The sequence below is a fragment of the Muriicola soli genome, assembly GCF_004139715.1.
In the GTDB taxonomy this organism is placed as follows: domain Bacteria; phylum Bacteroidota; class Bacteroidia; order Flavobacteriales; family Flavobacteriaceae; genus Muriicola; species Muriicola soli.
Genome location: NZ_CP035544.1, coordinates 401,511 through 426,051, shown reverse-complemented (window position 1 = coordinate 426,051; position 24,541 = coordinate 401,511). Strand labels below are relative to the sequence as shown.

Annotated in this window: 19 protein-coding genes; 2 read left to right on the top strand and 17 right to left on the bottom strand. The window is 43.7% G+C overall.

The window, feature by feature from the left end; all coding sequences use genetic code 11:
* Nucleotides 1–168 precede the first annotated feature (168 nt).
* The gene (gene gldA, locus EQY75_RS01850) at nucleotides 169–1,065 is read left to right on the top strand and encodes a gliding motility-associated ABC transporter ATP-binding subunit GldA (protein ID WP_129602347.1); all 897 of its coding nucleotides are present in this window, start codon (nucleotides 169–171) and stop codon (nucleotides 1,063–1,065) included.
* 17 nt (nucleotides 1,066–1,082) lie between these two features.
* Here the strand turns inward: gldA and EQY75_RS01845 are convergent, their stop codons facing one another.
* The 9 genes from EQY75_RS01845 to EQY75_RS01800 form a co-directional block, all read right to left on the bottom strand.
* Entirely contained in the window at nucleotides 1,083–3,521 is a 2,439-nt protein-coding gene (locus EQY75_RS01845) for a penicillin acylase family protein (protein WP_217349967.1), read from the bottom strand.
* On the bottom strand, nucleotides 3,514–4,611 hold the full coding sequence (locus EQY75_RS01840; protein WP_129602345.1) for an alpha/beta hydrolase family protein: 1,098 nt from the start codon (nucleotides 4,609–4,611) through the stop codon (nucleotides 3,514–3,516). Before EQY75_RS01840 ends, EQY75_RS01845 begins: the two co-directional genes overlap by 8 nt.
* Nucleotides 4,612–4,625: 14 nt before the next feature.
* Entirely contained in the window at nucleotides 4,626–5,564 is a 939-nt protein-coding gene (locus EQY75_RS01835) for an alpha/beta hydrolase (RefSeq protein ID WP_217349966.1), read from the bottom strand.
* Between the two features lie 10 nt (nucleotides 5,565–5,574).
* Nucleotides 5,575–7,242 (bottom strand): formate--tetrahydrofolate ligase, encoded by a 1,668-nt coding sequence (locus EQY75_RS01830; protein WP_129602343.1) that lies wholly within the window; start codon nucleotides 7,240–7,242, stop codon nucleotides 5,575–5,577.
* A 53-nt stretch (nucleotides 7,243–7,295) separates the two neighbouring features.
* Nucleotides 7,296–8,807 (bottom strand): DoxX family membrane protein, encoded by a 1,512-nt coding sequence (locus EQY75_RS14150; RefSeq protein ID WP_246019945.1) that lies wholly within the window; start codon nucleotides 8,805–8,807, stop codon nucleotides 7,296–7,298.
* 315 nt (nucleotides 8,808–9,122) lie between these two features.
* Nucleotides 9,123–9,797 carry a sulfite exporter TauE/SafE family protein gene (locus EQY75_RS01815; RefSeq protein ID WP_342774027.1) on the bottom strand — a complete coding sequence of 225 codons (675 nt, stop codon included), beginning with the start codon at nucleotides 9,795–9,797 and terminating at the stop codon, nucleotides 9,123–9,125.
* Nucleotides 9,794–10,774: an NAD(P)-dependent alcohol dehydrogenase gene (locus EQY75_RS01810; protein ID WP_129602341.1), complete on the bottom strand. Its 981-nt coding sequence runs from the start codon at nucleotides 10,772–10,774 to the stop codon at nucleotides 9,794–9,796. Before EQY75_RS01810 ends, EQY75_RS01815 begins: the two co-directional genes overlap by 4 nt.
* Before the next feature lie 16 nt (nucleotides 10,775–10,790).
* Complete coding sequence (locus EQY75_RS01805) at nucleotides 10,791–11,213, bottom strand: DUF3052 family protein (protein ID WP_129602339.1); 423 nt, start codon at nucleotides 11,211–11,213, stop codon at nucleotides 10,791–10,793.
* Between the two features lie 13 nt (nucleotides 11,214–11,226).
* Nucleotides 11,227–12,024 carry a hypothetical protein gene (locus tag EQY75_RS01800; protein ID WP_129602337.1) on the bottom strand — a complete coding sequence of 266 codons (798 nt, stop codon included), beginning with the start codon at nucleotides 12,022–12,024 and terminating at the stop codon, nucleotides 11,227–11,229.
* Between the two features lie 191 nt (nucleotides 12,025–12,215).
* Here EQY75_RS01800 and EQY75_RS01795 point away from each other — a divergent pair, with 191 nt between their 5' ends.
* Nucleotides 12,216–14,879, top strand: a complete 2,664-nt coding sequence (locus EQY75_RS01795; RefSeq protein WP_129602336.1) for a DUF5916 domain-containing protein — start codon at nucleotides 12,216–12,218, stop codon at nucleotides 14,877–14,879.
* Here EQY75_RS01795 and EQY75_RS01790 read toward each other — a convergent pair.
* The 8 genes from EQY75_RS01790 to EQY75_RS01755 form a co-directional block, all read right to left on the bottom strand.
* Nucleotides 14,869–15,255: a hypothetical protein gene (locus EQY75_RS01790; protein WP_129602334.1), complete on the bottom strand. Its 387-nt coding sequence runs from the start codon at nucleotides 15,253–15,255 to the stop codon at nucleotides 14,869–14,871. The genes EQY75_RS01795 and EQY75_RS01790 overlap by 11 nt on opposite strands.
* A gap of 47 nt (nucleotides 15,256–15,302) precedes the next feature.
* On the bottom strand, nucleotides 15,303–16,640 hold the full coding sequence (locus EQY75_RS01785) for a Gfo/Idh/MocA family protein (RefSeq protein WP_129602332.1): 1,338 nt from the start codon (nucleotides 16,638–16,640) through the stop codon (nucleotides 15,303–15,305).
* Nucleotides 16,641–16,751: 111 nt separating this feature from the next.
* Entirely contained in the window at nucleotides 16,752–17,825 is a 1,074-nt protein-coding gene (locus tag EQY75_RS01780) for a serine hydrolase domain-containing protein (protein WP_129602330.1), read from the bottom strand.
* Between the two features lies 1 nt (nucleotide 17,826).
* A complete protein-coding gene (locus EQY75_RS01775) occupies nucleotides 17,827–18,594 on the bottom strand; it encodes a head GIN domain-containing protein (RefSeq protein WP_129602328.1) in 768 nt (255 codons plus the stop codon).
* The gene (locus tag EQY75_RS01770; RefSeq protein WP_129602326.1) at nucleotides 18,591–19,688 is read right to left on the bottom strand and encodes an acyloxyacyl hydrolase; all 1,098 of its coding nucleotides are present in this window, start codon (nucleotides 19,686–19,688) and stop codon (nucleotides 18,591–18,593) included. Before EQY75_RS01770 ends, EQY75_RS01775 begins: the two co-directional genes overlap by 4 nt.
* Nucleotides 19,689–19,745: 57 nt before the next feature.
* Nucleotides 19,746–20,699 carry a methylenetetrahydrofolate reductase [NAD(P)H] gene (metF, locus tag EQY75_RS01765; protein WP_129602324.1) on the bottom strand — a complete coding sequence of 318 codons (954 nt, stop codon included), beginning with the start codon at nucleotides 20,697–20,699 and terminating at the stop codon, nucleotides 19,746–19,748.
* 11 nt (nucleotides 20,700–20,710) lie between these two features.
* Nucleotides 20,711–23,452, bottom strand: a complete 2,742-nt coding sequence (gene metH, locus EQY75_RS01760) for a methionine synthase (RefSeq protein WP_129602322.1) — start codon at nucleotides 23,450–23,452, stop codon at nucleotides 20,711–20,713.
* Entirely contained in the window at nucleotides 23,449–24,450 is a 1,002-nt protein-coding gene (locus EQY75_RS01755; protein WP_129602320.1) for a homocysteine S-methyltransferase family protein, read from the bottom strand. Before EQY75_RS01755 ends, metH begins: the two co-directional genes overlap by 4 nt.
* Between the last annotated feature and the right edge of the window lie 91 nt (nucleotides 24,451–24,541).

The window sequence follows — 24,541 nt, the reverse complement described above, 5'->3', positions numbered from 1 at the left end:
GCGAATTATTTTTCAAAGCTCATCATATTCTGAGAATTCTCTAATCCTTCTCCACAAATCGGCTTCATCTAAAAAGTTACCCAGGCAATAATTTGTTGAATTTAGGACTACTAAGGCCGCTCAATTTTTAGAGACATTCCTTACTTTTATGCCTTAAAAGGGCTATTTATGTCGATTCGCGTCGAAAACCTCAGTAAAGCATACAGCGGGCATCTTGCCTTAGATAATATCTCCTTCAGTGTTAATAAAGGGGAGATTGTTGGTTTCCTCGGCCCTAATGGTGCAGGAAAGTCTACAATGATGAAGATTCTCACTACTTATCTCAATGCCGATAAGGGAGAAGCATGGGTCAACGAACATAATGTTAATTCCGAAGCTAGGAAAGTACAGCGCTGTATTGGTTATCTACCCGAAAACAACCCCCTCTACCTGGAAATGTACGTAAGGGAATACCTGAATTTTATAGCAGAATTACAGTCATTTTCCAAGGATTCCGTAAACTCCGTAATCACCCAGGTGGGCCTGGAAAAAGAGGCCCACAAAAAGATTTCACAGCTATCCAAAGGCTACAGGCAACGCGTAGGACTTGCTGCAGCTTTGGTTCACCAACCCGAGGTACTTATCCTGGATGAGCCCACTACCGGATTAGACCCCAACCAACTCCTCGAAATACGAAAACTCATCAGGGAACTAGGCAAAGAAAGAACCGTATTCCTTTCCACTCATATCATGAAAGAAGTGGAAGCGGTGTGCGACCGCGTGCTGATCATAAATAAAGGAGTTCTTGTAGCCGATCAGAAACTCTCGGCACTACGGGCAGGTACCGAACAGATCATTGAAGTGGAATTTGATTACAGGGTGGAAGAAGCTTTTTTAAAAAAACTTCCCCATGTTACCCATGTAAAAAACACCGTTGGATTTGTCTATGAGATCACCTTTAAGCATGAAAAAGATATGAGAGCGGTGGTTTTCGACTTCGCCCATGACAACAAGCTGAAAACACTTCAATTGAGCCGGAAGAATAAAAACCTGGAAAGCCTGTTTACAGAACTCACCAGGGCCTGATCCCCAGTGTTGAAATATCAATCCGGTACCAGTGTCAGGCGATCTGCCGCGACAGAATCGATTTTAGCTCGGGAAAAATAGACCGGAAAATACTCATCTTTTGCCCAGGAAGTAAACAAGTTGTCATAGAATGGACTCTCCGGATCTCCTGACTGACCAGGACTGTTTGTACCCACAGCCTGATCCCAGTTTCCTGTTGGCACAATCATCCTGAAGGAAGCCCCGCTGCTTTGCCTATCATTGTTCCCGGTAGAACCCGGAGTATAACCGTTCCCGCCGCGAGGTAGGGGACCCAGGTTTAGTGAATCTGCCCAATTTGGGCTCACCGCATTTGCCAGAGGGTGAATCATATACGTGTGTTTGTATTTTGGTTGCCCATAAATCCACTCCTTCATATTATAACCCAGTTCATTCTCTAAAGATTGAATTCCATTGACAAAGGCCTCTTCCAATAGAGCATTCCTCTCCCCTTCTGCATCGGGGCCAAATACAGACTCTGGGTTGATGATCCAATCTAGAATCCTTTTCATTTGTAAATCTTCAATGATGCCTTTTGCCTTCTCCGGGATAAATTTCTCCTCGGCCAACCTCTTTAACTGTTTTTCGAATGCCACGTAAATTCCGGCTTCTACACTTCCCTGCAAGAGTTGGCAATCCCAGGTAGTGAGCAAATCAAGTGCCTCTTTATATTTACCCTGCAAAGAGAGTTCAGACAGAAGCGGCACCAGTATCCTTGCCGGTAAGGAAACACAATCTACCTGAAGGGCTTTCATTGCTTCCAAATTAAATTTACCTCCTGAACTGAGTACCTCATCAATCCGATCTCCCCGATAGGGATCAGACCAGGAAAAACCAATGGCATCCCATTGATCGTAGTTGGCAGGGGTCACATTTTGATTTGCCGTAGCGATATATCCCCGCTCGGGATTTACTTCATGGGGTTTGTCAACAATGGGAAGATATCCGTCCCATTCATACCGCCCGTCCCCGGGGACAGGCACCAGACCACTAAAATTCCTTCTCAAAGGTGCTATTCCAACCGCTTGCCATCCAATAGTGCCCTCCTTGTCAGCCCAGACCATATTCTCTCCGGGAATGTGGCTGTAATTGCAAGCTTCGCGGAATTCGTCCCAACTCTTTGCCTGATCCATGCGCAAGGAAGCCAAATATGGGGATCCTCCGGGCTCTAACCAGGCACATCTCACTGCATAAGCCTTCAGATTCACACTGTCTATAAAAGTCACGGGGCCATGCCTGGTATACTTCAAACTCACCTGAACAGTCTCGGAGTCTTTTACGGGGATAGATTCTAAAATCGAACTCATGGCCTCCCATTTGCCCTGGTACTTATATTCCTCCAGATTCTCAGGATTGAGATCATATACGTAAAGGTCTTCACCATCGGTCCTGAAAACGGTGAGTCCCCAGGCACCGTACTCATTATGCCCAATGGAAATTCCCGGAATTTCGGGCTCACCCCCTCCTATCACATTCCAGCCCGGTGCAACCAGGTGTGCCATATATCTGAGGGAAGGAACGGCAATTGTCCTGTGAGGATCATTGGCCATTAGCGCCTGGCCATCAACCGTCATTTCTCCACTCAATACCCAATTGTTACTTCCGATCGAAAGAGAATCCCGAAAACCGTTAAGCTGTTCTTCATAAAGGGAGGCACTATTTTTTCCTCTATAAGACGCAACAACATCATTTGGAGTGAATCGCACCGACTTCCGGTAAGCGTAATAAAGCTCCAAAATGTCTTCTTTGAGCAGGGAAGGATCCAAAGCCGCATCCATTTCCAGAATGGGATCCTTAGGATGAAACCAATAAAGTTCCTTTACCTTTTCAACACCTAATAGATTTACTGCCATCCCGATCTCGAGCTCAGCTCCAATATTTCCCAAAAGCCCCTGATGCCTTGAAATTACCACATCCGGAGTCCATTTTTGAGGGAGAATATCCAGCATGTGGAATTCAACAGGCAGGGATTGCGGATTCTTTAAGGCCTCTTCAATATATGCGTTTACCCCCTCGGTATAAGCAGTTATGATTGCTGCTCCGCGATCATGATAGTGGTTCATTTCACGGGTCATGTCCCCTCTGTATTTAAAGAGCCGCGTACCGATGTCCCTTTTTAGCTCGCGTTGGCCAAGGATTTCAGCTACGGTACCCGTGGCCTGCCTTCGCCATATTTCAAACTGAAACAAACGGTCTCTGGCAGCTGCATATCCCTGTGCAAAAAAGAGGTCGTGTTCATTGGCAGCATAAATGTGATTAATGCCCCATTTATCCCTGATGATCTCCACAGGCTCTTCAAGTCCAACCAAACTGAGTTGTTCTTCAGGATTCGACGTACAGGAAAGTAGCAGGCTGATTATAAAATACCCTGTGACCATAATGCAAGTCCTGTAAAAATATGGATTCTGAAAAGTCCGACTTCCTAAAATTCTATTCATTGGAATGTTTTGTAATGATAAGTTGTTCGATGCCTTCAAGGTCTTTTTTCAGATCCCCTTCCCCTCTGAGTTGCATAACAAAATATCCGGTGATAAGCTTCCGACTGATTTCCAGGGCTAATTGCGGATCGATAGGGTAGCTGAAACTCTCAGGATAGATAAATGGGTTATCGGTAACTGAGTTGTGACCAAATTGATCCATGATCACCTTATAAACAGGAGAAGGAGCATTTTGAATAAAACTGTTGTAATTCTTTTCTGCGTAGGGAAAGGTATCCCGGCTGCACAGCATGGCCGTGGGAATATTGATCAACCCTTGATACCGGACAACTCTGGGCGGAATTCCTTCCATGGCCGCATAAGCTTTCACATGGTTATTATCTGAAGTATACTTCCCTGCAATCCTGCCTCCTAAAGAATGGCCAAAAATTCCAATAGCGTCAAGATCCAGTTTTCCGGTAAATCGCTGATTGGGATCAGCTTCATTTAAATCTTTGAGTTGTTCGTAAACAAATTGTAGGTCGAGTACTCCCATTTTTGTAGGTGCTTCAAAAAATTCATCCACCTTTTCATACGGTCCTCCCATCATTCCCGGTGGAGGTTGAAATTCGGCCGAGGGCTTGATTATTGAACCATCTCCAAATATGGTATATCCGATCATGGGCATATCAACAGAAACCACCACAAATCCGTAACTGGCTAGGTCTTCGGATAAGGTGGTATATAAAAACCGCTCTGTGCCCCGCCCGGGAGCTAATAGGATAAGGTTGGTATTTTGAACTGATGGGTGAAACGCCGGCCTGGAGAAGCTGTGTCCAACGACTTTCTGATAGTCTTTTGAAATAGCGTTGTAGGGCGCTAGCCTATCTGAATCCCCAACCGCTGCCGGATACCATATTTGGGCCACCAGCGTCCTTTTATCTTCAGAATGAGTAGTGTAATTCGCAAAACGACTCGCGTCTGTCCATTCGTAAGTCATAGTACCTACCGCGAATGGCCCGCTTTCGGCCATTAGTTTTACTGTATCTGCCTGAGGGTAAACTTGGATGGATACAAGAGCAAATAGCACATAAAACGGTATTTTATTCATCCGTATCATCATTTTTAGTTTTCCCCAATAAAGTCAATTATAGCCTCTACCAGCCCAACCATAAGCGGAAGAGAAGGGTCATTATAAGTCTTCATATTTTCCATCCGATCTATTGGAGCCTCTTTTAGGACGTGGTTCATTCCATCAAAAATGACCTTCTCTGCATCAGGATTTGCGCTAGCCAGCATTTCGGCATCTTTTATCTTTACCTGTATGTCTGTGGTCCCCTGAAGGATAAGGACGGGGACATTTAGTGCCGCGATTGCCTGGGCAGGGTCGTACTTAAACCAAGAAATCAGATAAGGTTGTACGCTGGGTCTGAAAAGGACATTAAGCATGGGATTTACCGAATCTACGGTCTCTCCCCTTTCAAGGGATTCTATGATGGGATCAGTCATTGCCGTAACCCCGGGAGGCTGGACACTTAGTTGTTCCCTCAGGATATCTGCGGCAGGTCTTCCAACTCCTGCGATAGAAATAAACTTATCCGCTTCCATTCTTTTGGCTGCAATCATTCCAATCAACGATCCCTCGCTATGCCCCATAACCACTAATTCATCGAATCTGGGATCTCCTTTTAAGTATTCACCCCAGGATTCGGCGTCCTCAATATAGGTTTCAAACCGAAGATCTTCTTCACCGGTCATGGCAGAAACACTTGCCGCCACTCCTCTTTTATCAAAACGCAGACTGGCTATATCGTTATCATATAGACCTTCGGCCAGTAATTGGAGTGAATTGTTGGTCATTGCTGCATTATTTCCATTGCGGTCTGTTGGTCCCGAACCAGCTATGATCATCACCACAGGAAATGTGCCTTCGCCTTCAGGGACCATTAAAGCACCTTTAAGCGTGCCCGTTTCGGTTGTAATTTCCACTTCTTCATCAACTTGTGCACATACAAAAGTGCTTGCACATAGAAAGATCAGGGCTACTAGATTTCGAATATTCATATTATAAGGATTAGAATAGACCAGTGATGGTCTCGTTTTTATCAATTGAAATGTATTCTGCAGAGGGGGTTGCGGGCAATCCGGGCATTCGGAGAATATTCCCGGCAATGGGAACTATAAATCCAGCTCCGGTTGCGATTTCAAACTCTCGGATATTGATGTTGAAATTCTCCGGCCTGCCCAATTTCTTTTCATCATCACTGAGGCTTTTTTGCGTTTTGGCTATGCAAACGGGAAGATCTCCATACCCCATCTTCTCAAAGCGCTTCATCTGCGCAATGGCTTTATTGGTCAGAATCACATTCTTAGCTCCGTAGATAGTACTGCATATTTTCTCCATTTTCGTACGGATGGAATCGTCGAGACTGTAGGTGGGCGTGAAGGTAGTTTTGCAGCTCGCTGCTGCTTCCACTACAAGGTCCGCAAGATCCACACAGCCTTTGCCCCCTTCTGCCCAGCCGTAACTCAAAGCTGCAGGCACACCGAGTTTTTTGCAATGTTCCAGAAGTGCATTTTTCTCATTATCAGTATCACTACTGAATGCATTTACAGAGACTACTACCGGAATCCCAAAGCTTTGCAGGCTTTTAACGTGTCTTTCCAGGTTGGGCATCCCCGCCTTAAGTGCTTCTACATCTTCCTGAGTTAATTGGTCGATAGGATTTCCTCCATGGTATTTCAAAGCACGGATGGTCGCTACCAGCACAACCGCCTTGGGGGACAGGCCTGCCTGACGGCATTTTATATTCAGAAATTTCTCTGCTCCAAGATCCGCGCCAAAACCTGCCTCTGTTACTACGTAATCTCCTAGGCTAAGGCCCATTTTAGTACCCAAAATAGAATTGGTCCCCTGTGCAATATTGGCAAATGGTCCTCCGTGGATAATAGCCGGATTACCTTCAAGGGTCTGAACGAGATTTGGCTTTATCGCATCCTTTAACAAAACAGTCATGGCTCCTTCTGCCCTGAGGTCCCTGGCGTAAACAGGTTTTCCAACCCAGGTGTTCCCGATGTATATATTACCGCATTTTTCCTGCAGATCTTCAAGGTTTTTGCTCAAACAGAGTATAGCCATAATCTCAGAAGCCGCTGTTATATTAAAGCCCGTTTCTCTTGGAATTCCCCCCGCTTTACCACCAAGAGCGGCTACAATGTTACGAAGGCCCCTGTCATTCATATCCATACAGCGCTTCCATATCACAGTTCGGGGATCGATTCCAAGGTTACGGGAATTACTCTGGATGTTATTATCGATAAGTGCTGCGAGGAGGTTATTCGCTTTCTCGATGGCGTGAAAGTCACCTGTAAAATGCAGATTGATATCTACCATGGGTATTACCTGACTCCATCCTCCTCCGGCGGCGCCTCCTTTAATGCCAAAAACCGGACCCAAACTCGGTTCGCGTAATACGATCACTGTCTTTTTGTTCCTGAGGTTCAGGGCATCCCCAAGGCCTATGGAAGTTGTGGTCTTGCCCTCCCCTGCCGGAGTAGGTGTTATGGCAGTCACCAGGATCAGATTTCCCTTGGCTACGGCTTTCTCATCAATAAGATCTAAGGGCAATTTCGCTTTGTTAGACCCGTAATATTCAAGATCCTTCTCCGGTATATTTAAAATTTCCGCAATTTCTCTGATGTGTTTTTCCTTGACGCTTTGTGCAATTTGTATATCAGTCATAAGGTGCAGTAATTAATATTGATTAGTTCGCCCATTCAGGCATCCTATTTTCTCTATGCGATTTTTGATTTAAAAACATTCGATAAAAGATAGTCAAGTCCAATTCTCCCTGACCCGTTGATGAGACTGTAGATTCCTACCCAGAGAAAGCCCATAGCCGGTAACATCCCCCATACACCTTCTCCCCATTTCTGGAGGAAAATTGCACCCAACATAGTACAAACAATGAGAAACGCGGCAATTCTGGTCTTAAAACCGATGGCCAGCATTAAGCCACCTATGGTTTCACTGAAAGCAGCTATCCATGCGAAAAATACAGGAAAAACAGCGAAGATTCCTCCAAATTGGGCAACGTCTTGTGGAAACCAATATGCTACCTCAAATAATCCCAGTTCGTTAGCCGGAGGTGACCAGGGCACCCCAAATTTGGAGGCTCCGAAATCAATAGCCAATAACATCCCGCAGATAAACCTGGGAATAAACAGAACCAGGTCTGACCAAAAAGACTTTTGGGTTACTGGCGTATTGATGTATAAGTAGAAAGAGATGAGTTTTTTCATATTCGAATATGTGTGCTTTTTTTGATATTCTTTATTTTTTACCGAAACGGGAGCCCAAGCGGGCGACTCGTTTCGAATTTTAGTATTGGTCAATCGTCTTTTTTCTCCGTTTTCCAAATTGATAATATATATATCGTAATTATTCCCGGTACCTGCAGTATAGGCGATCCATTTAGCGTCCGGCGACCAAGAAGGGGAATAACAGTCTAGTGTATCCCGGGTTATATTCCTTATATTATTCCCTTTTTCATCCATCAGAAAGATATCAAAACTATCTCCCTCTGGACCATAAAAGGCAATATGTTTGCCATTGGGTGAATATACAGCGCCTGAATCATATCCGGGTTTCTTAGTTATTCTTTTCACTTCGGTTCCATCAGCTTTCATTCTAAAGATCTCCCCATTCGCTGCATGGGTGGTATCATTTAAATCCCGTAACTGGCGGGTAAAGAGAATATGAGCCCCATCCGGAGACCAGGAGGGACTTTCTTCATAGTCTGCATTGTTGGTTAACGCTTTAATTTCAGATCCGTCTGATTTCATTTTGTAGACAGACCGACTTTCCCCATTGCGATTACTCATAAATACGATTTGTGTGCCGTCGGGCGAGACCATTGGAAGGACATCATCGGCAGGATGCTCGGTTATACGAATAAAGGTGTCCTTTTTCAGGTCAAAATAATAAAGTTCCGGATTGCCGACTCTGTTGGAATATGCAATGATTTTATTCCCGTCAGGAAACCATGAAGGGCCGTATTCCATAGCCGGATGATCAGTAATATTCCTGAGGTTTTTACCCTCTGCATTCATCAGATAAATCTCCTTGTTTCCGTCTCGATTGGTGTTAAAAGCAATAATTCCCGCAGGCTCGTTATCATTAGTTATGGGTTTCTTTTCCTCTGTTTTACAAGCTGATAATACAAATAAAGAAACCAGGAGAAAGTAGAATTTCCGCAGTATTGAAAATAATACTCTTCCAGGACAAACATTCAAGTCTGAATTCATGCACGGAAAATTTTCCTTAAAATAGGAAAAAAGGTCGGACAGAGGAATAATATGCTTTGGGAAATAAGTTTAAACTTCACTCTTCGCCTAAGACTAGTACTCATTTAATAGAGTTATTCAATGACCAAACTCCTGTTCCCGTGATATTTTAACACGTATTTTAAAGCAAAGACACTTTCCTTATTGGGATTGTCCTTATTGAATACTTTTCAATTCTTCAATTTCCAGCACAATTAATTTATACCCTTCATGTTAAATTCGATTTTTATGATAGAAGTCGGGCACAGGTGATCATTCCTATAAGAAGGATAAGGATCAGCGATAATCGTTTGAACTTGCTTTGTGGAATATACACCAGTATTTTTTTCCAATGTACGTTCCCAGAATTCCTATGAGGAGTAAAAAGGGTACATATTTGAGGTCGTGGTTATGGATATAACCGTTATTGTAATAGACCAGGGTTCTGGTAAAATCGATCATAAAATCGATGAAGGCTGAGGTAGCAATAAAAACGCTTTTCTCCATATTGAAGGCCGCCATAGTAAGACCCCTGATGGCCCCGCCTGTTCCCAGCAGACCGGCAGAGAAACCGGAAATAGCACCTCCAAGAATAGAATTCTCTTTGGTTGGGGCAATGATCAATTCTCTTTTGATCAGAAAAAGTAAACTAAGACCTATCAGAAAAATACCCAGTAGCAATTCAAGAAGGGAGGTCTTTAAAAAATTAGAAAGTATCCCGCCAAACACGACAAATAAAACTGATGGGATTCCGAGATAAAGAATTAACGACCTGTTAAGCCCCTTTTTAAATAAAAAGATCTTACTCAGGTTACTGGAGAGGTGAAAAATAGCAGTTAGCCCAAGAACACTGTTAAAATCGAAATAGAAATTCCCAAGGGGAACAAAAAATACTGAGGAACCAAATCCGCCAACTGTTCCAAGGATTTCAGCCAGAAGCGCGAGAAACAAGAAAAGGGTATTGATCTTCATGTAAGTGAGATTATCACATTCCCTGTTTTATGTCCTTTTTCCACATAGCCGAAGGCCTCCGGAATTTGTTCAAAGGGGTAGATCCTGTCAATAACTGGCGTGAAATGTCCTTCTTCTATCAAACCTACCAATAGCCGGATACTTGTCATAATATTGGGTGGGTATGGAAATTTGACCTTCCTGCCCTTGGTAAAAGGAACACTTTTGAAAATTGCAGTCAAAAGGGAATATCCTACATTCTGACTCCAGGGTCCAAGCTCAGACGAAATATAGGCACCTCCGGGTCTAATGAGATGTCTGCATTGGCCAAAGGTACTTTTCCCTGCAACGTCTAATACGGCGTGATATGTTTTATCCGATTGTGTAAAGTCCTCCTTTTGCCAGTCTATAACCTCTATTGCCCCTAATGATAGGGCCAATTCAATATTATCTGTATTGCATACAGCTGTAATTTTCATCCCCATATGATGCAATAGTTGTAAGGCTGCTGTACCTATTCCTCCTGTTGCACCATTTACGAGCACCTGGTCTCCGGGATTAAGAGAAATCTTATTAATTATATTATAAGCGTAATGCATTCCTTCAATACACCCTGCAGCTTGTTGCATATTAATTCTCTTTGGCACCTTGTCAAAAGCGATAGAGGGCTGAAGGAGCAGGTATTCAGCATGGGATCTTAGTCCGAAATCAGCAAACCCAAAGACCTTGTCCCCCGGTTTATGGGCTGTGACCTGTTCACCTGTTTCAATAACTTCTCCTGAAAATTCCGTTCCAAGAATTGGGTTTTTTGGTTTAAACAGGCCCATGGACAAGCGCATAATAGCTGGTTTGGCCCTTAAATTGGCGCAGTCTGTCCTGTTGACTGAAGTGGCTATCACTTTTATCAGTATCTCCCTGGAACTTGGGACTGGTCTGGGGATCTCCTCAAGTTGCAGTACATCAGGTGGACCGTATTTTCTGTATATAAAAGCTTTCATTTCTTTTCTATCCAACTTATTTCCTGTCCTTCAGAGGAATCACAAATTTAAGTCCGGACCAGACCTCATTTACAGAACACACTTTTATATCTACAAGTCCGTGTTTTAAGCCTATATTACGAACTGCGTTGCCATCGAGATCAGTTTCAACCTTTGAAGCTTTTTTAGGCCATGAAATCCAAATCATCCCGTTTTGCTTCAACTGTTCTCTTAAGTCCGGTAGTTCTGTCACAAGCCTTTCAGAATCAAGGACGAAAAGGTGAATAAAATCAATATCCACATCTTCTTCCTTTGCGAAGTGAACATTATCCGGGAAATCCCTGAAGAAATCCTCGTACCGGGATGGAGGGTGCACAATCCTGATTAAAAACCCATTTTTAATGCCCAGTTTCCTGTAGAGAGGCGTAGCTGAATATCCTGATGGTTTTTTGATTCCCATATGGACTTAGATGCTAGAAATTAAAGTCGAGCAGCAACTTCCAATCTTCCCCCACTTTGGACCAAAGCAGGAAGTAAAGTCCCTGGCCTCCTGTATCATAAATCCCGATCTCGTAAACGAGTTGGTTATTCACTTGAATTACCTTTTTGGGAGTGAGGTCTATGCTATACGATTCGTTTTTCATGTATCCGTAAGCCATCGCAATTTCATCCCCAATGTACTCCTTCCCTTTGTAAAAATATCGCCCGTTCTCAGCAAATACATTCTTGGCGATCAGATCAGGACGGTGCTGATTTGAATACAATTCCCAGGAGGAGCGCAGCAGCCCGATTTCGGTTTTACTATCCTCCGATATTTTTCCCTTTGGCCCTATTGCCTCAAAAGCTTTTTTCCAGGTATTATCCTGCTTCCAGCCAATAACACTCTGAAATACCTGCCCTTTTTCGGTAGTGTATACGCCATGAGCAAACAATTGTCCCGGATAAAGCTGGAAATAAGCTACGGAATCATATCGCACAAAGCGGTCACGGCTATTCAGTTCTTTTATTGCGGCATTTATAGCGTCAGTACCTATATTCAGGGTTTCTTCAACCATTAAGCCGCTGCTCTGGTTATATGGCATGGCCGATCCGGGTTGTTTCCCCAGTGTTGACAACCATTGCTGTTGAATCTGATAAGTTTCTGATTTTGCCTTTTTATCCTGACCGAAAACTACGCTCTCTTGATGGCATACAATGCCAAAAAGCAACAATAAGAAGATACTTTTCTTTAGGACAGAAGAGAGGTCGAAAAAGCGTAACTGGTCAACCATATATTGTAATTTGCTACTTAAATGTACTGATTATTTAAGGATCTGTATGGATTTGCTGAAATTGGATTCCTTAGAATAAGTCCTCGCTTTTGTTCAATATTTATCTCAAGATTCTACAAACACCTAAATAATTCAGAAGATATTGTAACAATCCCATTTTCAGGACGTCTTTTAAGCACAACAACTAACCCATGCGTAATCTACTGCTGAGTCTCAGCCTAGTGGCTATTGCCTTTGTGCATTGCTACGGCCAGGAAAGGGATAGCATCATAGAAAAGAGAATCTATACCACCAAATCTATCGGGGAGGTTGCAGCTCCTAAAGTAGATGGCGACCTAAATGATAAAGCCTGGGAACTTGTAGAATGGTCCGGGGATTTCATCGAATTCAGACCCGATACCGGCACCCCTCCAACAGAACAAACCCTGATGAAGATCCTCTACGATGACAAAAACCTTTACATAGGCTTTAAGTGTTTTCAGGAAGATCCGTCGACCATAGAGAGGCGGTTAGGACGACGGGATACTTTTCCCGGCGACTGGATTGAGATTAACCTCGACAGTTACAACGACGATCGTACGGCATTTTCTTTTACAGCATCATCTTCCGGAGTGAAAAGCGACGAATTTGTTTCAAATAACGACAACTTCGACAGCAGTTGGAATCCCATATGGTACCTCAGTACAAAGGTCAATGATGACAGCTGGACGGCCGAGATCAGAATTCCCCTCAGCCAATTGCGATTCAGTAAAGCACAGGATCAGGTTTGGGGCCTGCAGGCTACACGCCGTTACTTTAACAATGAGGAAAGGTCCTTGTGGCAGGAAGTAGTGGCCAACCCCCCGGGCTGGGTGAGCGAATTCGGTGAATTGCACGGCCTGATCGGTTTAAAACCACAAAAACAATTGGAAATTCAGCCTTATTCCTTAAGTCAGTTAGATACCTACGAAAAAGAACCAGGAAATCCTTTCCGGGATGGAAGTGATTCGAAATTTGCGGGCGGACTGGACGCCAAAATTGGCATTACTAATGATTTAACCCTTGATCTGACCATCAATCCGGATTTTGGTCAGGTAGATGCCGATCCCGGAGCCATTGCCCTTGATGGTTTTGAGATCTTTTTCCAGGAGCGAAGACCTTTTTTTGTGGAGAATAAAAATGTATTCGATTTCAGACTTGGAGGAGGCCCTGATAATTTGTTTTTCTCAAGGCGGATAGGGCGAACACCTCAAGGTTTTACAACGGCTGATTCCAATCTGGGGGAATACGAGGATATTCCCAACTTTACAACCATCCTCGGTGCTGCCAAATTCAGCGGTAAAACTGCAAACGGATGGTCAATTGGTTTATTGGAAAGTGTTACAGCCAAAGAATTCGGAGAAATTAAATTGGATGCCAGACCAGATGTCATCAACGGCCTACCGGTTTTGGGTACGAAACGCAAGGAAATTGTAGAACCCATGACCAACTACCTGGTTGGCAGATTACAAAAAGACTTTAATGACCGCAATTCATACATAGGCGGGATTTTCACGGCAACCAATAGAAACCTGGAAGGAAATCTCGACTTTTTACATAAGTCGGCCTACAGCGGGGGACTCGACTTTAAACACAACTGGAAAAACAGAACATATTATGTTGAAGGTGTTTTTTCTTTTAGCAAGGTACTGGGTAGTGAGGATGCCATAGAGCAAACTCAACGCTCTCTTACCCATCTTTTTCAGCGTACTGACGCAGGCCATGTGGAGGTAGATAGCACCAGAACTTCCTTAAGCGGAACCGGCGGGCGGATTGAGATAGGAAAAAGTGGAGGAGGTAACTGGCGTTATAACTTAGGAGGATTCTGGAAATCCCCTGAGCTGGAACTCAATGATATCGGGTTTTTACGACAGGCTGATGATTTCAGGCAATACGCCAATGTGAGAAGGGTATTTAACAAACCAACCTCCTGGTTCAGACAGGCCAGTTTTGGAGGGGAAATGTCTACAGCATTTGATTTTGAAGGAAATTACAATAGAATTCAATATGAAATTTTTGGTTTTGTCAATTTTACCAACAACTACTTTCTAGATTTCGGGGCCGCTCATAAGCCCAGGATTTTTGTCAATACTTTCCTAAGGGGTGGGCCCAGATGGCGCTATAACGAAGAAAATTTTTGGTATTTATTTGTCGGTACAGACCAGAGAAAAAAATTAAGCGTTGTTGCAGGGACGGTAAATTCACAAGCCACTCAGGATAATTTTTCTTTTTATCGCTACCGGTTGAGTTTTAATTATCAACCCATTAATGCCATGAGTATTTCGCTCAACACAGAATATTCACAAAATCCAAGTCGGACACAATACGTCCGCGAACAGAGTTTTAACGGACAGCCCAGGTATATTCTCGGCGCCATCGATCAGGAAACCCTCAGCACTACCCTGAGAATTAACTACAACCTCAACCCTGATCTAAGCCTGCAATACTATGCCCAACCTTTTATATTTAAGGCAGATTTCTCCGACTTTAATTACGTAGTGAATTCAACAGCATCTAATCTGGACAATAGGATAAGTCTTTATGATGGAGATCAGATACAACTCAACAATGGCAGCTATGAAGTGGACGAAGATCGAGACGGGTCAATTGACTACAGTTTTGCAGACCCCGATTTTGTCTTTGTACAGTTTCGCTCTAACCTCGTTCTGCGATGGGAGTATATTCCGGGTTCGGAAATATTCCTGGTCTGGTCACAGGGTATTACAGCGAGCGGGGATGTGAACAACAATTTTGGGACTATCATTGAAGACCAGCTGCTAAACCAAAAAGCAAATAATACCTTTCTCTTAAAAGCTACTTATCGCTTTAATCTGTAGCATTGGAATTCACCCATTTTCTGGCATCTATTTCATCGGTAAAACCCCGAAACTGCCAATTAGAATTTAAATGACGCGACATTTCGATGTATTTTTCAATCTTCTTCCTGATCTCTTCCTGATTGGCGATATAGGCTATTTTAAGCTGCAGTCCTGATAGACTAGCGGCCACATCCTGGAAGGTAATATCAACCATTTTTACAGGCTTCCACTCAACACTTTTTGTTCGAAGGGTGTGAACGATCTGGTATTTAGAAGTTTCCGATCTGGGATCATTAAAAAAAAGTGCATTAGCTTGCCCGATCTCCTCGGAAGTGACATGGCCGAAAAATTCCCATTTAATTCCTTCTTTTTCCCAATATGTGTGAAATGGCATAGATAAGCATACTTTACTCCATGATTATAAAATCTTGTTGAAACCAATCAAAAATCGCGGTATTCACCTGACAGGTAAGCGTTGGCTTTCTCTTCCCTGAATCTTGCTTTTTCGCTGTCCCAGTGTAGTTTTTTATTGGGAAACCGACCCGCTATAACACCTAGCAGAATAGTCTCTGTTAGTCTTGCAGAATAGGAAAAAGGAGCCGTACATTGATCTGTGCCTAAACACGCGTCCACGAACTGATGATAGTGCTTATCTCCTTCCAGGGCATAATTGCGGACTGGTTCACCAATCTCTCCTGAAGACACAAAGGGGCTTACGTCTATTTCTTTGTATTGTCCGTCAACAATGTGTCTCGGCAATTCCATAAAGTGAGGTAAAAGTAATTTTCCCTTTTCCCCGATAAACATAGCCCCCTGAAGGGGTAACTTATCTTTATTGGGGAGCTTGAGATCTTTGTGGCTATGGGGTGCGCCTTTCCCGTCATACCAAATCCATTTTAAGGTTTCAGTGGTATAGGGTGTTCCGGGAAATTCGTAGGTAACCGAATTCAATTCAGGATATCCAAATCCGTTGGGCCTTCGACATTTGTTCTTAACGGTAAAAGGCACATCGAGTTCAAGGGCATTATAAGGAGTATCAAAAATATGCACTCCCATGTCGCCGAGGGTACCACATCCAAAATCGACCAATTTTCGCCAATTTGCCGGATGATACACCTGATTTTTATAAGGTCTGCTTGCCGAAGTACCTAACCACAGATTCCAATCCAAATGTTCAGGTATGGGATCTGAACCGCTAGGTATTGGTCCGTCATAGCCCCAGTTTTTTGGAGACCACGCACGCACGCAAGAAACTTTTCCGATAATTCCGGACTGAATCAGCAGAGTGGCCAGTTTATAATCGTAAAAGGAATGGACCTGTATTCCCATTTGGGTAATGAGATCTTTTTCTTCTGCGAGCTTTCGCATCGCCCTTACTTCCGAAACGTGATGAGCAAGAGGTTTTTGACAATAAACAGGTTTATCGAGTTGCATCGCCAGCATTGAAGCCGGTGCATGAGTGTGATCGGGGGTTGAAACTATAACCGCATCAATCTCGTTTGCCATCTGAGAAAAGAGCAGGCGATAATCAGAAAATCCCCTGGCACCCGGATGCATTTGAAGAGCGGCTTCGAGGTTTTTAGAATCCACATCGCATAAAGCGACTACTTTAACTTGCTTATGGGAAGAGACTGACTTAAGGTCTTCGGCTCCCATTCCCCCTACCCCAATATGAGCTGTTCGCAACATCTTATCTTGAGATGCGGGCCAAACGGCTGAGGGAAGAAGGGAAACGGATGAAGCTACCGCTGTATTTTTGAGAAATTCGCGCCTTTTCATAGCTAAAAAAGAGTTAGAGGGTTATCAGTCAACTGTTTTAGTAGATTTATTTTACTGAATTAAAGGTAACGAATTAGAACGAACCCTAGAATGTCTACCAAATAATTGAGTTTATCGCTGAGAGAGCTGATTTAAAACCGGGGGAAGAACGAGATCATCCAATAAGGGTTGAACCTTTGGATCAGTGCAATTAATCAACAGAGAAATGACTACCTCATCATCAGGATAAACAAAGAAATTACTGTATCCGCCAACACCATTCCCGACATGTCCAATATACGGCCTGCCGCTTTTGTCCACACTCACTTGCCATCCAAGACCATAATGCGTGGAATAGCCGTTGATCTTTTGGGGAGTGAGAAATTCCTTCATGACCTCAGGCGAAACCAAACTATTCTCAAGAACCGCAGTGCCCAATTTTACAAGGTCCTCCGTTGTGGAAAGATAGCCACCTCCTGCCAGCTTATACCGATTATCTACTGGCACAGCCGGACGAAATCCAGAGTTAAACCTTGTATAAGGTACTGCCTTGCCTTCCGGCATCTCCCCGGGGACCTCTACCAGAGTATTGTTCATTCCCAGAGGATTGAGTATTTCCTTTTGCACATAACCTGAAAAAGACTCACCGCTGACCTCTTCCATAGCCAGAGAAATAAGCACCCAACCAAAACTGTTGTATAGATATCCAGTTCCCGGGGAAAAGAGCAAGGGATCTTCCTGAAATAATTCGAGACTATCTTTGATGGTATAAGGCTTGTTCAGGGCATATTCCTTGCCTCTATATCCCCGAATACCAGCCGTATGCGTTGCGAGTTGCCGTATAGTAAAATCGGATTGCTTTTTGGTAAAATAGGGAACGTAGTTGTAAAAAGATTTGTCGAGATCGATCTGTCCTGCCATCACCATTTTTGCCAGGGCCATAGATGCGATGGGTTTCGAGGCGCTGGCAATTCTAAAAATGGTCTTTTGGGGGTCTACGGGTTTTCGTCCCTCGATATCGGCCCACCCGTAACCCTTCTGAAAGACTTTTTCGCCACTATGCAATACGGTGATTGCTAATCCGGGCACTTTTGTATCATCTATCCATTCTTGAAATGGCAACTGAAACGGCATTGATACGTCTGGATTATTCGCCCCAGGCATCGGCCTGGAAAACCAGTTTAGTAAATCTGATAAAAGGCTCATATTAGTCTCGGTAAATCAATTTCCCGCGATATAAAATAGATACTGCAACCGAATCTGGCCGGTTAAAACTCACAATGTCACCTGTTCCCCTGATTACACCGCTGAGGAGTTGTTGCGGATTAACAAGCATATCGTTACTCCCTCTGTGATTGACAATCACTTCCTGTGCCAGCAGGGTTTCAGCTTCAATTCTGGAATCTCCTGCCGCAATTGTGGCGTTAAGTCGCTCTACACTGCCACTGAGCTTAAAATAAGCAATTCCATTCGCTACCAACTGCAGATTCTGACTATTTACAGTGAGATCGAATGAACCATCTGTTGTTTCCGTTTCCGGATTATTAAAGCTTTCGGTAATGAGGGTCAGATCCGGAAAATTCAGTACGCCTTCGCTACGGATTGGCCAGCCCGTACTACTTCGAATCTCATTGATATTAGGGGAGGTTACATAAATGGTAGTAAGCCCGTATTCTCTAAAGAGGTTGCAATTATTGGCGTTTCGCAAAATCAGGATGTTGTCTTCCACTATTGCGCTTACCTCATTTCTTAAAGACTCGCCTGTTTCTATAACAATTTGTTGTTGAGGTCCCGAACTCACGACGAGTTGTACCCCTTCAAAGGCAATAATTCTTTCAAAATTACCGAGGGTAACTTCTTCCCTGATAAGTTCTCCGGCCCCCTGGAAACAATCAGGCACATTTTCTCCTCTGCAACCCATAAAAATTAGGGTAATACTTAGTAGGTAGTATTTAAATAACTCGACTTTTTTCATAATCTGATTCCTATTCCCAATTCAACGGCCTCAGCCTTGGCGGCATGTGATTTGAGACTCAAGGCTGCAAACCACTTATCCCCAAAATATCGCTTCACTCCTACTCTGTTGTAGACACGACCTTCGAAATCGAAAGGGTAATACACATAATATCCCAGTTGCGTGATCACACTGAGCTTGTGGATAAACAATTCATGACCTATAAATATCCCGACTCTTTTAAAATCTGTAGTGGGATCTACCTCGAGTTCGGGGAAGGAGACCGATTGAAACCTGATCAATTCTTTGAGGAAATTAGAGTAAAATACGTCTGTTCCCAATTGAATAGCACTTAGTTTGCCCAGGCGTTTATCGGCATAAGCCGAAAAGATATAAAAGGGATATTGCCCTGTATTTATAACGTCACTTTCATTGATTCCGGTCCTGAAGACCAGATTCATCCTGACAGATTCATCAATAGCAGCTTTCTCTATCGCGATAAACTCGGTATCCCCATTTCCACTGAGATTGTAAGTCAGTCCGGCATTAAAGGCGAAAGTATTTGTGGACGTATTGGGAGCTTTTACGTTGGCATTGGAATAATGGATCAGAGATATTCCAGCCTTAAACCCCAGGTTTTTATAAATCCTGGGCCTGTGATAATTAAAGACCAAAAATGTAGAACTCATCAGATGAGAACCATAGGCATTATTCCTGAAATTCTCCTCTTTATCGTAGGGATTGGTATTGTAAGCAATCCCCTGCCCTATCCTGAATTGCAGATTACGTCGCAACAGGTAGAAATTATAGTGCAGGTAAACACCCAAATTATGCCCCAGCGTGCTATTATTCATGTCCTGGTATACCACGGAAAATCCGGTGTCAGGGAAATTGAAAGGAGCTTCCCAACCTTCATAACCAAAAGTCTGCTTGTTGAAACCCAGGATCACCCCTGACGGATGTTCCCTTATCAAATGGGAGATATCGGTATTATGCAAGAGAATAGAACCGTAAAACGGAGTAACATCCATATTCCAGTGAACGGGGTCCTTTTCCTTCTGTGCAAGGCATATCGAGGCGCATAGTAGGCAGAATAATAAACTCAAGGTTTTCATGGGGGATAAAAATAGGAATAATTAGGCTGGGTATTTTTCGAATGTATCAGACCAAAATCAAAATATTGCTTTGGCAATCTCCCTGATATTGTCACTCTTCCCCATAGAATAATAGTGTAATACGGGCGCCCCGGCTTTCTTGAGTTCTTTTGACTGATAAATGGTCCATTCTATACCCACCTTTCTCACCTCCTTATTAGAGCTGCATTTCTCCACTTCTTCGATTAGTTCTTGTGGCAGATCGATACGGAAAACCTGGGGCAGCAGTTGCAGATGCCGCTTTATTGCTATGGGCTTGATTCCGGGAATAATCGGCACATTTATTCCTGCTTCACGCGCCGCCTTTACAAAGTCGAAATACTTTTGATTGTCAAAAAACATTTGCGTTACGATGTACTCTGCTCCGAGGTCAACCTTTTTTTTCAGCCATTTCAGGTCGGTTTTCATCGAGGGGGCCTCCATGTGTTTTTCAGGATATCCTGCAACCCCGATACAAAAATCAGAACAATTATCTGTTTCAATCACTTCGTGGAGGTACTGCCCCTTATTGAGATTTTTGATCTGGACAACCAGGTCTGAAGCGTATTGATGTCCTCCCTTTGTGGGCTCAAAATACTGTTCTTCTTTTAAAGCATCTCCGCGTAAAGCCATTACATTATCTATCCCAAGATAATGACAGTCTACCAGCAGGTATTCTGTTTCTTCGCGAGTAAATCCTCCGCAGAGTACATGAGGAATGGTATCCACGTCGTATTTGTGTTTTATGGAGGCACAAATACCGACAGTTCCCGGACGCATCCTGGTTAGTTTTTTATCGAATAAACCATCCCGGTCTATGTAAACGTATTCTTCTCTGGAGGTGGTGACGTCGATAAAGGGAGGCTTGAACTCCATCAGTGGGTCAATATTGTCATAGAGCTCCTGAATACTTCTGCCCTTGACAGGCGGAATGATCTCAAATGAAAACAGGGTATTACCCTTAGCTCTTTTTATGTGTTCGGTTACTTTCATTCTCTGTACATTTATTCATTCACCAGGTTTGGCGACAACCACTTCCTTGCATCCTCCAAAGAAATTCCTTTTCGTTCAGCGTAGTCTGATAATTGATCCTGTGTTATTTTACCCACGCCAAAATACCTGGCGTCAGGATGGGCAAAATAGTATCCACTCACGCTTGCTGAGGGCCACATTGCAAGGCTTTCAGTTAATTTCACTCCGATGTTTTCCTCTACCTTTAAAATTTCCCAGATGGTTTTCTTCTCCAGGTGATCTGGACATGCAGGATATCCTGGGGCGGGTCTGATGCCTTTATATTCCTCACGAATCAGTTCTTCGTTGGTGAGTAATTCTCGCCCGGCGTAGCCCCAGTAATGAATTCTGACTTCCCTGTGCAGATACTCTGCGAATGCCTCTGCTAATCGATCAGCCAAAGCCTTTACCATGATGGCATTGTAATCATCGAGGGAATCTTCGTACTGCCTTGCAAGTTCTTCCGAACCAAATCCTGCAGTAACACAAAAACAACCTATAAAATCCTTAATTCCTGACGACTTAGGGGCAATATAATCGGCCAGGGCGAGATAGGGTACCCCCTGCTTTTTCTTTAGTTGCTGTCTCAATGTCCTAAAGACATATGATTCTTTCCTTTCTTTTAGCTGAACCTCAATATCGTCTTTATCAATAGCATTTGCCGGAAACAGGCCAAAAACTGCCTTCGCTGTCAAGAGTTTCTTTTCAATGATGGTATTCAACATATGCTTAGCATCTTCAAACAGGCTGGTGGCCTGTTCGCCAACTACCTCATCTTTAAGGATGGCCGGATATTTTCCATGAAGATCCCAGCTTCTGAAAAACGGCGTCCAGTCGATATAAGGCCTAAGAAGATTGAGATCTAACTCCTTCAGCAGGTGAATCCCCGGCTCTTTAGGTTTTCTAATCTCAGATCCATTCCAGGACAGCACCAATTTATTCCTCCGTGCTTCTTCTAAACTGAGATAAGTCTTTTTCCTGCCTCTGCCCAAAAAATTATCCCTAAAACTGGCATAAGTCAATTTCAACTCGTTTTTATATCCTTCTGAGTGGTCTTTCTGCAAGAGATCGCCTACGACCGTAACCGCTCTGGATGCATCGTTGACATGTACCACTGCTGCCCTGTATTGAGGATCAATCTTGACCGCCGTATGGGCCTTACTCGTGGTAGCCCCTCCTATGAGTAAGGGGATCTTGAAATTCTGTAGCTCCATTTCTTTTGCCAGAAAGACCATTTCATCCAAAGAAGGAGTTATTAATCCGCTTAAACCGATAATATCTACCTGATGTTCTTTGGCTTTTTGGATGATCTTTTCGGGCGGAACCATAACTCCCAGGTCAATAATCTCGTAATTGTTACAGGCGAGGACTACGCTAACGATATTCTTCCCGATGTCATGTACATCTCCCTTGACCGTTGCCATAAGTATTTTCCCCGCAGATCCGCGGGTAGATTCTTCCTGAGATGCCTCAATAAAGGGCGTAAGGTAGGCTACTGCCTTTTTCATGACTCTGGCCGACTTTACTACCTGAGGCAGGAACATTTTCCCGCTCCCAAAGAGATCCCCAACCACGTTCATCCCGGTCATTAAAAGCCCCTCGATAACTTCGATAGGCTTTTCTGAGCTTTTCCTAGCCTCTTCAACATCTTCAATGATAAATTCGTCTATTCCTTTGACCAAAGCCCTCGTGATCCTGTCCTGAAGCGAATCCTCCCTCCAGCTCAAATCCTTTTTGTTCAAGCGCTTTTTCCCTACCACCTTCTCTGCAAAATCTAAGAGCCTTTCCGTAGCATCTGGTTTTCTGTTGAGGATCACATCTTCAATATGTTCAAGCAGGTCCTGAGGAATATCATCATATACTTCCAGTAGGGTAGGATTAACAATACCCATATTCATTCCCGCTTTGATAGCGTGATAAAGAAAGACCGAATGCATGGCTTCCCTCACCGTATTGTTCCCTCTGAAACTAAAAGATACATTACTGACACCTCCGCTCACACTACAATGAGGCAGGTTATTCCGCACCCAGCGAGTTGCCTCAATAAAGTCCACCGCATTGCTTTTATGCTCCTCCATTCCTGTTGCTACGGGAAAGACATTAAGATCAAAAATGATGTCTTCGGGAGGGAATTTCAGCTGATCAACCAGAATCTTATAAGATCTTTTTGCGATCTCAATTCGTCTTTCATAGCTGTCGGCCTGGCCTTGTTCATCAAAAGCCATAATGATTACTGCAGCCCCGTAACGCCTTATCAATTTTGCCTGGTGTATAAATTCTTTTTCCCCTTCTTTCAGACTGATGGAATTTACCACGCATTTTCCCTGTACTACCTGTAGTCCGGCTTCAATGATTTCCCATTTTGAACTGTCGATCATAATGGGTACCCTGGCAATATCGGGCTCTGCCAAAATCAGATTTAGAAACTTCACCATTGCTTCCTTCCCGTCAATGAGTCCGTCATCCATATTCACATCGATGATCTGGGCCCCGCCTTCCACCTGATGTCTTGCAATTTCAACAGCTTCCTCAAAATTTTCCTCTTTTATCAGACGGAGGAATTTCCTGGAACCTGCCACATTTGTACGTTCCCCCACATTGACAAAATTGCTTTCGTGGGTAATTACTAATGGCTCCAGTCCGGAAAGTTTTAACGGCCTGCATTCCTCCCCTACCTCTGCTGAAGTTTGGATTGAAGACTGGCCTTGCAGCTTATGTAACTGATGATCTTTCATACCGCCAGCAGACATTTTCTCGGTTCGTATTCCCTGGCTACCACAGCGATTGCCCTAATATGATCAGGTGTTGTGCCACAACAGCCCCCTACGATGTTGATCAGGTTTTTATCTAGATACTCCCTTATTTGGACAGCCATTTCCTCTGGACTCTGATCGTATTCCCCAAAAGCATTGGGCAGACCTGCATTGGGATGGGCTGATACAGCGAAGGAAGTCTTCGCGGCCAGGACCTGAAGATGTGGAACCAACTGACTGGCGCCTAAGGCACAGTTAAAGCCAACAGACAGGAAGGGAATATGAGAAATAGAAATTAAGAAGGATTCTGCAGTCTGTCCGGATAAGGTCCGTCCTGAGGCATCAGTGATGGTACCACTGATCATCACCGGTATGTTGATACCGCGTTCTTCCTTAAGTTCTTCAATGGCAAACAAAGCCGCTTTCGCATTCAGGGTATCAAAAATCGTTTCAACGAGAAGCACATCCACACCTCCGTCTAGCAAAGCCGCAGCTTGTTCATGATAGGACTGTCTCAGGGCATCAAAGGAGATCGCCCGAAAGCCGGGATCATTAACATCAGGTGACATGCTGGCTGTTTTGTTGGTAGGACCTATGCTACCGGCCACAAACCTTGGCTTTTGTGGTTCTTTCTCAGTAAATTCAATAGCAACCTCTTTTGCAATACGAGCCGATTCAAAATTCATTTCATAGACCAGGTCCTGCATGTGGTAGTCTGCCATGGCCACTGAAGTTGATGAAAATGTATTTGTTTCAACAATATCAGCTCCGGCAGCAAAGTATTTTCTATGGATTTCCGCAATAGCCTTTGGCTGGGTAAGAGAAAGTAGATCGTTGTTGCCCTGCAAGGGATGCGGCCATTCCCTAAAACGATCGGCCCTAAAATCTGCTTCTGTAAATTGATACTGTTGCAGCATGGTCCCCATCGCCCCATCTAATATGAGGATACGTTCTTGTACTATGTCTTCGATTAAAGCCATAAATGTTATCGTAATACACCTTAGATCTACGGTCTTACAACCGAAAATCGAATATCTATCAAGAGGAAGGAAAAGGGCTATGCCCTAAGCG